Here is a 13,974-nt window from a genome sequence, read left to right as displayed (position 1 = left end):
CTGCCGGCATGGTCATGTCCTGCGAGGCGACTGCGGCAATCGGGTTTACGGCGTCGCTCGACCCACGACGCAAGTCATGACTGAACGCCGCGCTCCAAGAGGCGAGGCACAGGAAAGCTGCGATGGGGGAGTCAAGAGGAAGCTCCGCAAGCCTTGGCCAGATCCAACCTGCTGCGATCCAGGATGGTGCTGCTGGACAGGATTGAACTGTCGACCTCTCCCTTACCAAGGGAGTGCTCTACCACTGAGCTACAGCAGCGCCGTCTGCGGTGGCGGGGTATATGCCATAGCGATCCGGCCTCCGCAAGGCCAAAGCTTCGCTTTCCATGATTTAAAATCAGCCTCCTTCACGGGCTGTCCGCAACGCCGGATCGTGCTAAAGCTCCGCCCACACAGGGAAATCCAGCAGGGAGTGCAGGGTGATGAAGATCGGTGTGGTTGGCTGTTCCGGGCGCATGGGCCAGATGCTGGTGCGCCGGATCCTGGCGACGGACGGATGCAGCCTTGCCGGCGGGACCGACCGGCCGGGAAGCGATGCGATCGGTAAGGACATCGGAACGCTGGCGGGACTCGATCCCATCGGCATGCCGGCGACCGACGATCCCGTCCAGCTCTTCGCCGATGCCGACGCGGTGATCGACTTCACCAGCCCGGAGGCGACCGAGCGGCACGCCGCCCTGGCGGCCCAGGCCAAGACGGTCCATGTCGTCGGCACCACCGGCCTCAATCCCGCCCAGACCGAGGCGCTGCGCAAGGCCGCGCAGCACACCAGGATCGTCCATGCGCCCAACATGAGCCTGGGCGTCAACCTGCTGATGGTGCTGGTCGAGCAGGTGGCGCGGACGCTGGGGCCGGACTTCGACATCGAGATCCTGGAGATGCACCACCGCCACAAGGTGGATGCGCCGTCGGGCACTTCGCTGGGCCTGGGACGGGCCGCCGCGGCGGGGCGGGGCGTCGACCTGGACGCGGTCTCGGCGCGCGTGCGCGACGGCCACACCGGCGAGCGGCGCCGCGGCGACATCGGCTTCGCCGTGATGCGCGGGGGCGACGTGGTCGGCGACCACAGCGTCGTCTTCGCGGGGGAGGGGGAGCGGATCGAGCTCGGCCACCGGGCCAACGACCGCCGGATCTACGCGGTCGGGGCCGTCCGCGCGGCGCTCTGGGCCCATGGCCAGCCGCCCGGCCTCTATTCCATGCGAGACGTCCTCGGGCTCGGCTGAAGTATTAACGCGGGCACCCGGGAACAGTGCTCCCGGCGGCGGCGAAAGGCTCCGGTCAGCTTGCGAATCGGAAAGTCGAAACGCCGCCGTCCCTGCGATCTTCTATTTTTGTTCTCTGCGGCATTTTGGACCGGACCATCGAATGACCAGTCCCGCAGCCCGGAATCTGTCTGAAGAAAGGCATAGCTGCGGCAATTTCGGGGTGTTTGTCGCTTGACAGTGTTGCTGCTGTATCAGTAAGCCAGGGGTGACAAGCTTCAAACGAAACCTTAAGAAAGAGGCGCAACCCCATGACTGACAAGCGTAACCAGGGACGCCGGCAGGTCTGCTCGAATTTTGGGGTTAAGGCGTCCATGGTACTCCTTTTGGGAGGGCTTGTCTCGGGTTGCGCGAGCACCGGCCAGACCGGGGTTTCCGGGCCGGCGGCGCTGGAGCCGATCCAGGTCGCGGCGCTCGCCCCGGCGCCGGTCCTGCCGCCCGATCCCAAGGATCCCTGGCGCGACCTGATCGCCGAGGCGGCCGAGCGGTTCGACGTTCCGGAACAGTGGATCAGGGCGGTCATGCACCGCGAGAGCGGCGGGCGCGCCACCGTCAACGGCCGGCCCATCACCAGTCCGGCCGGCGCCATCGGCCTGATGCAGGTCATGCCGGCGACCTATGCGGAGCTGAGCGAGCGCCATGGCCTGGGCCCGTCCCCGACCGATCCGCGCGACAACATCATGGCCGGCACCGCCTATATCCGCGAGATGTACGATCAGTTCGGCAGCCCCGGCTTCCTGGCCGCCTACAATTGCGGACCCGCCTGCTACACCGCGGTCCAGGCCGGCCGCCAGCGGCTGCCGCGCGAGACGCGCCAATACATGGCGGCCCTGGCCCCGGTGGTCGGTCGGACCGCGCCGCGCGGCACCGACGGCGTGCCGGCGGTCCTGGTCGCCGCCGCCGACCGTCCGAAGCCCGTTCCCTCGGCCAAGCCGGCGCAGCCGGTGCGCGAGGCCGTCCAGGTCGCGGCCGCTCCGGAGCCGGTGCGCGTCGAGACCGTCCGCGCGGCGGTCGCGCAAGCCCCGGTTATCCAGGCCCCCGTCATCCAGGCTCCCGTCATCCAGCCCGCCGGCTACGACGTCGCCGGCATCGACGAGGAGGACGACGACGCTCCGCGGCTCTCCGCGCGTCCGTCGCGCCGGGAGAGCGAGGCCAGGGTGGTGATGCGCTTCACCCCCATGGGCGGCGTGGATGCCTGCGGCAGCCTGCGCGGCGTTTCCGACGCCTGCGCGCCGCTCGACGACGCTGGCCGTTCCTGATCCTTCCGTCCTATGATCGCGGCCGAGATGACCGATGATCAGCCCCCCTCGACGCGTCCCGGCGCGTCCCAACCAACCCGGCAGGAGCGGCAGGCCGCCGCCCTCCGGGAGAACCTGCGCAAGCGCAAGGAGCAGGCGCGCGAGCGGCGCCAGTCCGGCGTTCCGGCCGCTCCGGTCCCGGCCCCTCCGGAGCGGGAAGGGGACGGCGACCCTTGAGCTTCGCCCCGGCGTCGGGTAGAAGCGCGGGCATGCCCAGCCTTTCGGAGCCAGCCTTTCGCGAGACCGTCGCCGATGTCGGTCACGACCGATATCCGGATCCGGGAGGCGACGCGGCAGCGTGGCATATGGGCCGTCGCTGTGATCAACGGTCCATTAACTATAGCCGTCCTAGATAGTCGCCGCCCCCACCAAGGTGAATTGAATACCCATGGACAAGATCCGGATTCGCGGCGGCCGGCCGTTGCGCGGCAGCCTGGCGGTCGGCGGCGCGAAGAACGCGGCGCTGCCCCTGATGACGGCCAGCCTTCTGACCGACGAGACCCTCACGCTCGCCCAGCTTCCCCACCTGGCCGATATCACCACCCTGGCGAACCTGCTGGCCCAGCACGGCGTCGTCTTCGGCATGGACGGCTCCGCTCCCCAGGACGGCGCCGCCGGCCGCGTGATCGAGCTGACCACGCGGGAGATCACCAGCACCACGGCCCCCTATGACCTGGTCCGCAAGATGCGCGCCAGCGTGCTGGTGCTGGGGCCGCTGGTCGCCCGCTGCGGCGTCGCCAAGGTGTCGCTGCCCGGCGGCTGCGCGATCGGTGCCCGGCCGGTCGACCTGCATATCAAGGGCCTCGTCGAGATGGGCGCCCAGATCGAGCTGGAGGGCGGCTACATCCTGGCCTCCGCCCCCAACGGCCTGCACGGCGCCCGGATCGTCTTCCCCACGGTATCGGTCGGGGCGACCGAGAACCTTCTGATGGCCGCCTCGCTCGCCAAGGGCGAGACCGTGCTGGTCAACGCCGCCCGCGAGCCGGAGGTGACCGACCTCGCCCGCTGCCTGATCGCCATGGGCGCCGAGATCGAGGGGCTGGGCACCGACACGCTGCGCATCCAGGGCAAGGACCGGCTGCACGGCGCCTACCACACCATCGTCCCCGACCGGATCGAGACCGGCACCTACGCCATGGCCGCCGCGATCACCGGCGGCGACCTGGAGCTGATCAACGGCCGGCTGGAGCATCTCCAGTCCGTGACCAAGGTGCTGGGCGGCGCCGGCATCTCCTTCACCGAGACGGAGCGCGGCTTCCGCGTGGCGCGGGCCAACGGCGTCATGACCGGCGTCGACGTCATGACCGAGCCGTTTCCCGGCTTCCCGACCGACCTCCAGGCCCAGATGATGGCCCTGATGTGCGTCGCCGACGGCGCCGCCATGATCACCGAGACGATCTTCGAGAACCGCTTCATGCACGCGCCGGAGCTGGCGCGCATGGGCGCCAAGATCACCGTCCACGGCGCCTCCGCCCTGATCCGCGGCGTGCCGCGGCTGACCGGCGCGCCGGTCATGGCGACCGACCTGCGCGCGTCCGTCTCGCTGGTCCTGGCCGGCCTCGCCGCCGACGGCGAGACCGAGGTCAACCGGGTCTACCACCTGGACCGCGGCTATGAACGGCTGGAGGAGAAGCTGTCGGCCTGCGGCGCTGATATCGAGAGGGTGAAGGCGGGCTGATCCCTGCCTATATGCGGGGGGACTCAGTACCCCCCTGCAGACGAGACCACACCCATGACTGCCCCGATGAAGCTTCGAGCGGAGGATCAGGAAGACCTCCAGGTCATTTCCGGAATACTCCAGGACGCCATCGTGCCGATCGGCGAAATGTGCTTCCTTCCGGAAGAGAGCCGCTTCGTCATGGTCGCCAACCGCTTCAAGTGGGAGAGCGCGGTCGAGGCCCCTGCGTCCGGCCAGGCCGACATCCCGGTGGACGCCAGCTATGACGGCGACGACGGCGACGACATCACGGTCCCGTTCGAGCGGACCAACTGCGGCATCTGTTTCGACGGCGTGACCGCGGTGAAGACCAAGGGCATCGACCTGCACGAGCGCCGCCAGATGCTGGCCCTGCTGGCGCTGGAAGGCATGGACAGCGGCGTCGCCCTGCATTTCTCCGGCGGCGCCTGCATTAAGCTGGAAGCCGCCGGCTGGGTCTGCCGGCTCCAGGATATCGGCGAGCCCTGGCCGACGACCCGCCGTCCCGCTCACCCGGTGGACTGAATAGTCCTGATATCCGGACTTTCTCCGGGCAAGTGAAATAAGTAAAATGCAGAGCAAATATTTTCAATTCCTGAGCCCGGTGCGGTGGTAACCCGTTCTCGTCTGGGTTCCTTCGGGAAACGACCTTAGGCGGCATTGACCGCGACGACCGCCGTCGAGCAATTTTCCTGACTGAAGCTACAGGCCGGGGCACTGCTCCGGCCGCCCGCCAGCGGTCAGGACGGATGCGGAAAATACTCTCGGTCATCGGCACGCGCCCTGAAGCGATCAAGATGGCCCCGGTCATCAGCGCGCTCGACGGGGCTCCCGATGTCCACAGCCTGGTCTGCGTCACCGGGCAGCACCGGAGCATGCTCGACCAGGTGCTGGCCCTGTTCCGGATCGTGCCGGACCACGACCTCGACATCATGAAGCCCGGCCAGACCCTGGCCGACATCACCACGGCGGTGCTGACCGGCCTGTCCCGCCTGCTGGAGGAGGTCAGGCCCGACCGGGTGCTGGTCCACGGCGACACCACCACCGCGATGGCCGCGACGCTGGCCGCCTTCTACGCCCGCATCCCCGTGGCCCATGTGGAGGCGGGGCTTCGCACCGGCGATCTCCGACAGCCCTGGCCGGAGGAGATGAACCGCAAGGTCATCGACAGCATGGCCGACCTGCTGTTCGCGCCCACGGCCAGCTCCCGCGACAACCTGCTGCGCGAGGGGCTGGGGAACCGCCGCATCCTGGTCACCGGAAACACGGTGATCGACGCGCTGCTTCACACCGTCGGGCGCCTGCGCGGCGATGCCGATCTCACGCGCGAGATGGACGCGCGCTTTCCCTTCCTGTCCGGGGGCAAGCGGGTGATCCTGGTCACCGCGCACCGGCGCGAGAGCTTCGGCGGCGGCTTCGAGCGGATCTGCCACGCCCTGGCACGGCTTGCCGACCGGGGCGACACGGATGTGGTCTATCCGGTCCATCTCAACCCCAACGTCCGCGAGCCGGTGATGCGGCTGCTGGGCGACCGTCCGGGGGTCCACCTGATCGAGCCCCAGGACTACCTTCCCTTCGTCCACCTGATGGAACGCTCGACGCTGATCGTGACCGACAGCGGCGGCCTCCAGGAGGAGGCGCCCTCCCTGGGCAAGCCGGTGCTGGTGATGCGCGACGTGACCGAGCGGCCGGAAGCGGTCGAGGCCGGCACGGTCCGGCTGGTCGGAACCGACATCGACCGTATCGTCGGCGCCGCCTCACGCCTGCTCGACGACGAGCGGGCCTATGCCGAGGCCCGGCGGGCCCACAATCCCTACGGCGACGGCCTTGCCGCCGAGCGCATCCTCAAGGAGCTGACCCGTGCAGCATAAGTTCTCCCGCGTTGCGATCATCGGCCTCGGCTATATCGGCTTGCCCACCGCCGCCACGCTCGCCAGCCGCGGGGTCGAGGTGATCGGCGTCGACGTCAATGAGCACGCCGTCTCCATGATCACCCAGGGCAAGGTGCATTTCAGCGAACCCGACCTGGACATGCTGGTCCGCGCCGCCGTCATGACCGGCAAGCTGCGCGCCGTCGTGACGCCGGAGCCGGCGGAGGCCTTCATCATCGCGGTGCCGACGCCTTTGGCCGACGACAAGCGCCCCGACCTTGGCTACATCGACGCGGCGGCCCGGTCGATCGCCCCGGTGCTGGAAGCCGGCAACCTGATCGTGCTGGAATCCACCTCGCCGGTCGGCACCTCGGCGCGCCTGTCGCGCCAGCTCGCCGAGCTGCGGCCGGACCTGACCTTCCCCCACGCGGCGGGCGAACGCTCCGACATCCGCATCGCCTATTGCCCGGAGCGCATCCTGCCCGGCCGCATGGTGCTGGAACTGGTCGAGAACGACCGCATCATCGGCGGCCTGACCCCCGCCTGCGCCGCCCGAGCCGACCAGCTCTACCGGATCTTCGTCAAGGGCGCCTGCCTGCTGACCGACGCCAACACCGCCGAGCTGGTCAAGCTGACCGAGAACGCCTACCGCGACGTCAACATCGCCTTCGCCAACGAGCTGTCGATGATCTGCGACGGCATGGGCCTGGACGTCTGGCGGGTGATCGAGCTGTCCAACCGCCACCCCCGCGTCAAGATCCTCCAGCCCGGCCCGGGCGTCGGCGGCCACTGCATCGCGGTGGATCCCTGGTTCATCGTGGACGGCATGCCCGAGGCGTCGCGGCTGATCCGCACCGCCCGCGAGGTCAACGATTCCAAGCCGCTCCACGTCATCGAGCGCATCCGGCGCCACGCCCAGCGCTTCAAGGACCCGGTGATCGCCTGCCTGGGCCTGACCTACAAGCCCAACGTGGACGACCTGCGCGAGAGCCCGGCGCTGGAGATCACCGCCCATATCGCGCGGGAGCGCCTGGGCAAGGTGCTCGCGGTCGAACCGCACATCGCGCGCCTGCCCCGCGAACTGGCCGAGTTCGACAACCTGCGCTTCTGCGACATGTCCGACGCCCTGGCCGAGGCCGACATCGCCGTCCTGCTGGTGGATCATGCGGAGTTCCGGGCGATCGAGGCCAAGGAACTGCTCAACAAGATCGTCATCGACACCCGCGGCTTCTGGCGCGACCGCCTCTACGTTCCCGACCGCTACGGCCGCGCCGCCGCGGAGTAGGAAGATGCCCGGGAGGGTGCGCGTCCCGCGCACCATGGGCGGCGGGACGCCGCCCCTCCGGTTTCCCGGCTCCGGCCGGGCAGCCATGCGCGTCCTAACCTTCTCCCCGGCGGCCATCGTAGCCATGTGAAACCCTTGGCGCATAACCGTCCCCGGGAGAAACACCTGTCATGACCAGCAGCCTGTTCACGCCGATCGACCTTGCCGGAGTCAGTTTCGCCAACCGCATCGTCGTATCGCCGATGTGCCAGTACAGCGCCGAGGACGGCAACGCCAACGACTGGCACATCATGCATCTCGGCATGCTGGCGAATTCCGGCGCCTCCCTGGTGATCCTGGAAGCGACCGCGGTCGAGCCGGCCGGCCGCATAACCCCCGGCGACCTCGGCCTCTACAACGACGAGAACGAAGCTGCCCTGTCCCGCGTCATGGCGGCCGTCCGGCGCTACGGCACCGCCAAGCTGGGCATCCAGGTCAGCCATGCCGGCCGCAAGGCGTCGGCCCAGCGCCCCTGGGAAGGCGGCCGGTCGCTGCCGGCGGGGCAGGGCGAGTGGCAGACGATCGCCCCGTCGGCGATCCCGTTCGCCGAGGGCTGGCCCGCGCCGCGCGCCTTCGAGGCGGAAGACTTCAAGCGGGTCCGCGACGGCTTCGTGGCGACCGCCGAGCGGGCCGCCCGGCTGGGCTTCGACCTGATGGAACTGCACGGCGCCCACGGCTACCTGCTGCACTCCTTCCTGTCGCCCCTCGCCAACACGCGCGAGGACTCCTACGGCGGCGACTTCGGCGGCCGCACCCGTTTCCCGCTGGAAGTCTTCGATGCCGTGCGCGAGGTCTGGCCGTCCGACCGGCCGCTGGGCATCCGGATCAGCGCGTCGGACTGGGTGGACGGCGGCTGGACCATCGAGGAATCCATCGCCTTCGCCAAGCTGCTGAAGGCCCGCGGCTGCGACTTCATCGATTGCTCCAGCGGCGGCGTCACCCTGGGTATCAAGATCCCGACCTCGCCGGGATACCAAGTGCCCTTCGCGGCCCGCGTCCGCCGCGAGGCGGAGATCCCGACCATGGCCGTCGGCTTGATCGTCGAGCCGAAGCAGGCGGAGCGGATCGTCGCCGGCGGCGAGGCCGACATGGTGGCGCTCGCCCGCACCGTCCTCGACGAGCCGCACTGGGGCTGGCGCGCCGCCCGCGAGCTGGGCGGGCAGGTGGCCTTCCCGCCGCAATACGCCCGCGCCGCGCCCGACCTCTGGCCCGGCCATTCCTTCCGTGAAGACTCCTCGGTCATGGACTGACTCCCTCGACCGGGAACGATTGGATGACGATCATGAACAAGCTGTCCGAAACCCCCGTTTCGGTCCTGGACCTGTCGCCGCTGGTGGAAGGGGCGACCCCGGCCGACTCCTACCGCTGCACGCTCGACCTGGCGCGGCACGCCGACCGTTGGGGCTATAACCGCTACTGGCTGGCCGAGCACCACAACATCCCCGGCGTCGCCAGCTCGGCGACCGCCGTGCTGATCGGCCACGTCGCCGGCGGGACGGAGCGCATCCGCGTCGGCTCCGGCGGGATCATGCTGCCCAACCACGCACCCCTGGTGGTGGCAGAGCAGTTCGGCACGCTCGAGTCCCTCTATCCCGGCCGGATCGACCTGGGCCTCGGCCGCGCCCCCGGCACCGACCAGGTGACCGCCCACGCGCTGCGCCGGGACCTCAACCAGACCGGCGACGAGTTCCCGCAGCTCCTGGCCGAGCTCCGGGCCTATTTCCGTCCGGCGGTTCCCGGCCAGCGGGTCCGGGCGATCCCGGGGGAGGGGATGGACATCCCGATCTGGCTGCTCGGCTCCGGCGGCTTCAGCGCCCAGCTCGCCGGTCAGCTGGGGCTGCCCTTCTCCTTCGCGCGCCAGTTCTCGCCGGCCAACACCCTGCCGGCCCTCGACCTGTACCGGCGCGCCTTCCGCCCGTCTGAGGTCCTGTCCCAGCCCTATGCCATGGTCGGCATCAACGTGGTGGCCGCGGCAACCGACGAGGAGGCCAGGCGCCTCTTCACCTCCCACCAGCAGAGCTTCCTGAACCTGGTCCGCGGCCATCCCATGCGGATCGCCCCGCCGGTGGAGGACATGGACCAGCTGTGGTCCGAGCGCGAGCGCGCCGCCGTGGAAAGCCAGCTCCGGGGCTCCATCGTCGGATCCCCGGAAACCGTCCGCTCCGGCCTGGAAGCCCTGCTGGAGGACACCGCCGCCGACGAGATCATGGTCAGCGGCATGGTCTTCGACCACGCCGCCCGCTTGCGGTCCTACGAAATCGTGGCGGATGCCTTTGGCAATCTCCGCTCCTGACCAAGGCTGACGGCGGGGCCGCCATAGCAATTACGAAAAGCCCCGACCTCCCCTCCATGTCGGGCCCATGGCCCGATAACCGGTCACCCGGGGCGTGGCTGTCGGCTGCCGCTTCGCCATGAAGAAACTGAACGTTCGGAAAGTTTCATTCGCGGCGGATCGGCGCCCCGCGCCGGTGACAACTCTAGCCGACTTACTGGCCCGGTTCCCGGGCCAGGGCTGCTGCCCGCGGTGCCAGACGCTTCGTCGGCACGATGTCCTGGAACAGATCCGGCAACAGCCGGGGAAGGGCGTCATATTGCTCCCGCACCATGAAGCCGCGAGAGAAGGCCTTCCAAGCGGCGTTCAGGACCTCCGGAACGACAAGGTCCGGAGCCAGGCGCGCAGTGCCGCCGGCGATCAGGTCGGCCGCATCGCTTTACCCTTCCTCCTCGACAAACCACTTGAGCGCGACGCTCGCATCGACGATGACCGCGCTCACCGTTCATCCCGTCCTTCGCGCACCAGATCCTCGGCCAACGGCCTGGATCCGGCCGGCGTAAGGGTGCGCAGGTGTGCAAGCTCCGAGAGGACGCGGTCGGGCCTGTAGGCAGCTTCCGCCAGGATGGAGCGCAACTCCTGCTCCAGCGATGTGCCCTTGGTCACCGCCATCCGCTTGAGTCGCTCGACGACCTCGTCCTCGATGTTCCTGATGATGACCTGTGCCATAACCCACCACGAAGAGGTTGATAGCATGCATGCTATCACGGCATCGGCCATTATCGATCATGATGGACGCGAAAGACGGCACTGCGCGCTGGATGACGGCGGAAGCAATCTTCCCGTGACGATGCCTCCGCCGGCCCGGACGCCGGCGGTGCGCGCCGCATGACGGGGACCGGCGCGGCGCCGGCGTGCGCCAGCGCGTCAGTGGACGCTGACGGGCTCCAACTCGTGCTGGCGCACGGCCGCGAAGGCGGCTTCGCGCTCGGGCATCACGGTCAGGGGCGTTCCGTCGGCGGCGTGGATCGCGTAGCCGGTGGAGCCGTCGACGTCGACCACCTTGATATAGGCGAGGTCGTTGACGCCGAATGCCACGAAGTCCTGGCTGGAGATCTGGCGCAAAGAGTTCGGGCTGATATTCATGATCTCAGGTCTTTCTGTAACGAACTGCAACGAAACTGTCCGGCGGGCGCAGCCCGCATTCCCGACTGGAGAAAGCGCGGCCCGCGATCATCTCACAACGGGTCGGGCCCGTGTTCTACCAAGGACAACATGCCGCGGGGCGATTTGTGCTAACGCCCCGTCTCGGGCGTCACGTCGATCGTGCGGGCGGTGGCGCCGTCGTCCGGCCCGCCGGCCGGCTGCTGGATCGCGATGGTCCGCACCTTGGGTTCCGGGATCGGGCGCTTCAGGTCGATGTGCAGCAGCCCGTTGTCCAAGGTGGCGCCGACCACGTCGATCCCCTCCGCCAGGACGAAGCTGCGCTGGAACTGGCGCGCCGCGATGCCGCGGTGAAGATAAATGCGTGACTTGTCGTCGGTCTGGCGGCCCCGGATCACGAGCTGGTTGTCCTCGGTCTGGACGGTCAGGTCGTCCATGGTGAAGCCTGCCACCGCCAGCGTGATGCGCAGGCCGTCCTCGCCGATCTGCTCGATGTTGTAGGGCGGATACCCCTCCGCCGAATTCTTCGAGATCCGGTCGAGCGTCCGCTCGAACTGGTCGAAACCCAGCAGCAGCGGGCTGTTGAACAGGGACAATCGTGTCGTCACGCGGCATCCTCCTCCAGTGAGCGAGTAGCTATGCGGGCCCGGAACCGGCACCCCGGCGGCAGCCCCGGCCGGCGCTGCCTAGATCCCTAGATGGGGAACGGGCCGCCGCCGGGCAAGGCTGCCCTGCGTCGCGCCCTTCTCATGCGTATCTTCCTTTAAAAACAAATGACGCGCGGCTATGGTGGCCGCTCCCGGAAGGCACGAGAGTTATAGCAGTGACATCTCCGACCACCAACAAGCCGACTTCCACCATGTCCGCCGCCCCGGCCGCGTCCGGCGACGGGCAGCCCGGCGACCAGCTGGGTAGCGTGATGCAGCGGCTGAATACCTACCGTTCGGGTCCGGACGAGCACGGGCACTTCGGCATCTATGGCGGACGCTTCGTCGCCGAGACGCTGATGCCCCTGATCCTGGAGGTCGAGCAGGCCTACAACGCCGCCAAGGTCGATCCCGCCTTCAAGGCGGAGCTGCGCCATTACCTGACGCACTATGTCGGCCGGCCCAGCCCGCTGTACCATGCCGAGCGGCTGACCGCCCGGTTCGGCGGCGCCAAGGTCTATTTCAAGCGGGACGAGCTGAACCACACCGGCGCCCACAAGATCAACAACTGCATGGGCCAGATCCTGCTGGCCAGGCGGATGGGCAAGCGCCGCATCATCGCGGAGACCGGGGCCGGCCAGCACGGCGTCGCCACCGCCACGGTCTGCGCCCTGTTCGACCTGCCCTGCACGATCTACATGGGCGAGACCGACATCGAGCGGCAGAAGCCCAACGTCTTCCGGATGAAGCTGCTGGGGGCGGAGGTCAAGCCGGTCAGCTCCGGCTCGCGCACCCTCAAGGACGCCATGAACGAGGCGCTCCGCGACTGGGTGACCAACGTCGAGGACACCTTCTACATCATCGGCACGGTCGCCGGCCCGCACCCCTATCCGGCCATGGTGCGCGACTTCCAGTCCGTCATCGGGGAGGAAGTGCGGGAGCAGATGATGGCCGCCGAGGGACGGCTGCCCGACAGCCTCGTCGCCTGCATCGGCGGCGGCTCCAACGCCATGGGCCTGTTCTACCCGTTCCTGGACGAGCCGACCGTCCGCATGGTCGCGGTCGAGGCCGCCGGCCACGGCATTGAGACCGGCGCCCACGCCGCCTCGCTGACCGGCGGGCGCCCCGGCGTGCTGCACGGCAACCGCACATACCTGCTCCAGAACGAGGACGGCCAGATCACCGAGGGACACTCGATCTCGGCGGGCCTCGACTATCCCGGCATCGGGCCGGAGCACTCCTGGCTGCACGACGTCGGCCGGGTCGAGTATATCTCCGCCACCGACAACGAGGCGCTGGACGCCTTCCAGATGTGCTCGCGCCTGGAAGGCATCATCCCGGCGCTGGAGCCGTCCCACGCGCTGGCCGCCGTCACCAAGCTGGCGCCGACCCTGCCCAAGGATCACCTTCTGGTGATGAACCTGTGCGGCCGGGGCGACAAGGACATCTTCACCGTGGCGGACGCCCTGGGGGTCAAGATATGAGCGCTGCCATCGACCATGGCGACACCGCGGCGGCCATGGCCGCCCAATCCGGCCAAGATCGTTCCGGCCAGGCTCCGTCCAGCCGTGCCGCCGACAGCGGGCGGCTCGCCGCCCGGTTCGAGACCCTGAAGCGCGAGGGGCGCGGCGGGCTGGTGACCTTCGTCAGCGCCGGCGATCCCGACTACGCCACCAGCCTCAGGCTGGTCCAGGGCCTGCCGGGGGCCGGCGCCGACGTGATCGAACTGGGCATGCCCTTCACCGATCCCATGGCCGACGGCCCGTCGATCCAGGCCTCGTCCCTGCGGGCGCTCAAGGCCGGCATGACCCTGCGCGGCACGCTGCGGCTGGTGGAGGAATTCCGCCTGACCGACGCGGAGACGCCGATCATCCTGATGGGCTATTACAATCCCATCTATGCCTACGGCGTCGAGCGCTTCCTGACCGACGCCCGGGCCGCCGGCGTGGACGGCCTGATCGTGGTGGACCTGCCGCCGGAGGAGGACGTAGAGCTGTGTCTGCCGGCGCTGGCCGCCGGCGTCAACTTCATCCGGCTGGCGACGCCCACGACCGACGACCGGCGCCTGCCGGCCGTCCTGGCCAATACCAGCGGCTTCATCTACTACGTCTCGATCGCCGGCATCACCGGCGCCGGCGCCGCCACCGACGAGGCGATCTCCGCCGCCGTCGAACGGCTGCGCCGCCATACCGACCTGCCGGTCGCCGTGGGCTTCGGCATCACCACGCCGGCGGCCGCCGCCTCCGTCGCCCGGCTCGCCGACGCGGCCGTGGTCGGGTCGGCCATCGTCAACCGTATCGCCGCCAACCTGGACGAGAACGGCTCGCCCGCTCCCGGACTGGTCGACGACGTGCTGGCCTTCGTGCGAACCCTGTCCGACGGCGTCCGCGCCGCGCGCGGCTGACCTCGGGGCATCCGCCTCCAGGTACGCTTTCCAGGC

At 69.0% G+C, this 13,974-nt stretch carries 14 protein-coding genes and 1 tRNA gene; 11 read left to right on the top strand and 4 right to left on the bottom strand.

Going from position 1 to position 13,974, the window contains the following annotated elements:
• Positions 1-184 precede the first annotated feature (184 nt).
• Positions 185-259 (bottom strand) — tRNA-Thr (locus IGS68_RS21295).
• A 163-nt stretch (positions 260-422) separates the two neighbouring features.
• Here IGS68_RS21295 and dapB point away from each other — a divergent pair.
• The 9 genes from dapB to IGS68_RS21250 all read left to right on the top strand — a co-directional run bounded on the left by dapB (position 423) and on the right by IGS68_RS21250 (position 9,744).
• On the top strand, positions 423-1,223 hold the full coding sequence (gene dapB / locus IGS68_RS21290) for a 4-hydroxy-tetrahydrodipicolinate reductase (RefSeq protein WP_201081567.1): 801 nt from the start codon (positions 423-425) through the stop codon (positions 1,221-1,223).
• A gap of 353 nt (positions 1,224-1,576) precedes the next feature.
• A complete protein-coding gene (locus tag IGS68_RS21285) occupies positions 1,577-2,521 on the top strand; it encodes a lytic transglycosylase domain-containing protein (RefSeq protein ID WP_201073573.1) in 945 nt (314 codons plus the stop codon).
• Positions 2,522-2,548: 27 nt separating this feature from the next.
• Positions 2,549-2,737, top strand: a complete 189-nt coding sequence (locus IGS68_RS21280) for a hypothetical protein (RefSeq protein WP_201073572.1) — start codon at positions 2,549-2,551, stop codon at positions 2,735-2,737.
• Positions 2,738-2,948: 211 nt separating this feature from the next.
• Complete coding sequence (gene murA / locus IGS68_RS21275) at positions 2,949-4,238, top strand: UDP-N-acetylglucosamine 1-carboxyvinyltransferase (RefSeq protein WP_201073570.1); 1,290 nt, start codon at positions 2,949-2,951, stop codon at positions 4,236-4,238.
• 54 nt (positions 4,239-4,292) lie between these two features.
• Positions 4,293-4,781: a DUF2948 family protein gene (locus tag IGS68_RS21270; RefSeq protein WP_201073567.1), complete on the top strand. Its 489-nt coding sequence runs from the start codon at positions 4,293-4,295 to the stop codon at positions 4,779-4,781.
• Positions 4,782-5,053: 272 nt separating this feature from the next.
• Complete coding sequence (gene wecB / locus IGS68_RS21265) at positions 5,054-6,127, top strand: non-hydrolyzing UDP-N-acetylglucosamine 2-epimerase (protein ID WP_371821843.1); 1,074 nt, start codon at positions 5,054-5,056, stop codon at positions 6,125-6,127.
• Positions 6,117-7,412 carry a UDP-N-acetyl-D-mannosamine dehydrogenase gene (wecC, locus tag IGS68_RS21260; protein ID WP_201073563.1) on the top strand — a complete coding sequence of 432 codons (1,296 nt, stop codon included), beginning with the start codon at positions 6,117-6,119 and terminating at the stop codon, positions 7,410-7,412. The genes wecB and wecC overlap by 11 nt, the downstream gene beginning before the upstream one ends.
• 170 nt (positions 7,413-7,582) lie before the next feature.
• Positions 7,583-8,701, top strand: coding sequence for an NADH:flavin oxidoreductase/NADH oxidase (locus IGS68_RS21255; protein ID WP_201073561.1), 1,119 nt, complete (start codon positions 7,583-7,585; stop codon positions 8,699-8,701).
• Between the two features lie 23 nt (positions 8,702-8,724).
• The gene (locus IGS68_RS21250) at positions 8,725-9,744 is read left to right on the top strand and encodes an LLM class flavin-dependent oxidoreductase (protein WP_412766129.1); all 1,020 of its coding nucleotides are present in this window, start codon (positions 8,725-8,727) and stop codon (positions 9,742-9,744) included.
• Positions 9,745-10,221: 477 nt separating this feature from the next.
• On the opposite strand, the gene IGS68_RS21245 is transcribed toward IGS68_RS21250, so the two are convergent.
• The 3 genes from IGS68_RS21245 to IGS68_RS21235 form a co-directional block, all read right to left on the bottom strand.
• Entirely contained in the window at positions 10,222-10,452 is a 231-nt protein-coding gene (locus tag IGS68_RS21245; protein ID WP_201073558.1) for a FitA-like ribbon-helix-helix domain-containing protein, read from the bottom strand.
• A 198-nt stretch (positions 10,453-10,650) separates the two neighbouring features.
• Positions 10,651-10,869: a DUF1150 family protein gene (locus IGS68_RS21240; protein ID WP_158044092.1), complete on the bottom strand. Its 219-nt coding sequence runs from the start codon at positions 10,867-10,869 to the stop codon at positions 10,651-10,653.
• Between the two features lie 149 nt (positions 10,870-11,018).
• Entirely contained in the window at positions 11,019-11,495 is a 477-nt protein-coding gene (locus IGS68_RS21235) for an Hsp20 family protein (RefSeq protein WP_201073556.1), read from the bottom strand.
• Between the two features lie 311 nt (positions 11,496-11,806).
• On the opposite strand from IGS68_RS21235, the gene trpB reads away from it, so the two are divergent.
• Positions 11,807-13,018 (top strand): tryptophan synthase subunit beta, encoded by a 1,212-nt coding sequence (trpB, locus tag IGS68_RS21230; protein WP_201081565.1) that lies wholly within the window; start codon positions 11,807-11,809, stop codon positions 13,016-13,018.
• A complete protein-coding gene (gene trpA / locus IGS68_RS21225) occupies positions 13,015-13,938 on the top strand; it encodes a tryptophan synthase subunit alpha (protein ID WP_247881009.1) in 924 nt (307 codons plus the stop codon). The genes trpB and trpA overlap by 4 nt, the downstream gene beginning before the upstream one ends.
• Positions 13,939-13,974 lie beyond the last annotated feature (36 nt).

It is taken from the genome of Skermanella sp. TT6 (assembly GCF_016653635.2).
In the GTDB taxonomy this organism is placed as follows: Bacteria; Pseudomonadota; Alphaproteobacteria; order Azospirillales; family Azospirillaceae; genus Skermanella; species Skermanella cutis.
This window is presented reverse-complemented; position numbering and strand designations above follow the sequence as displayed.

What these genes read in the sequence shown, in the direction of transcription:
- wecB (WP_371821843.1), top strand. Translation starts at nt 5,054, where the DNA reads ATGGCCCCGGTCATCAGCGCGCTCGACGGGGCTCCCGATGTCCACAGC.
- IGS68_RS21245 (WP_201073558.1), bottom strand. Translation starts at nt 10,452, where the DNA reads ATGGCACAGGTCATCATCAGGAACATCGAGGACGAGGTCGTCGAGCGA.
- IGS68_RS21255 (WP_201073561.1), top strand. Translation starts at nt 7,583, where the DNA reads ATGACCAGCAGCCTGTTCACGCCGATCGACCTTGCCGGAGTCAGTTTC.
- trpA (WP_247881009.1), top strand. Translation starts at nt 13,015, where the DNA reads ATGAGCGCTGCCATCGACCATGGCGACACCGCGGCGGCCATGGCCGCC.
- trpB (WP_201081565.1), top strand. Translation starts at nt 11,807, where the DNA reads ATGCAGCGGCTGAATACCTACCGTTCGGGTCCGGACGAGCACGGGCAC.
- IGS68_RS21280 (WP_201073572.1), top strand. Translation starts at nt 2,549, where the DNA reads ATGACCGATGATCAGCCCCCCTCGACGCGTCCCGGCGCGTCCCAACCA.
- murA (WP_201073570.1), top strand. Translation starts at nt 2,949, where the DNA reads ATGGACAAGATCCGGATTCGCGGCGGCCGGCCGTTGCGCGGCAGCCTG.
- IGS68_RS21270 (WP_201073567.1), top strand. Translation starts at nt 4,293, where the DNA reads ATGACTGCCCCGATGAAGCTTCGAGCGGAGGATCAGGAAGACCTCCAG.
- IGS68_RS21250 (WP_412766129.1), top strand. Translation starts at nt 8,725, where the DNA reads ATGACGATCATGAACAAGCTGTCCGAAACCCCCGTTTCGGTCCTGGAC.
- IGS68_RS21285 (WP_201073573.1), top strand. Translation starts at nt 1,577, where the DNA reads ATGGTACTCCTTTTGGGAGGGCTTGTCTCGGGTTGCGCGAGCACCGGC.
- IGS68_RS21240 (WP_158044092.1), bottom strand. Translation starts at nt 10,869, where the DNA reads ATGAATATCAGCCCGAACTCTTTGCGCCAGATCTCCAGCCAGGACTTC.
- dapB (WP_201081567.1), top strand. Translation starts at nt 423, where the DNA reads ATGAAGATCGGTGTGGTTGGCTGTTCCGGGCGCATGGGCCAGATGCTG.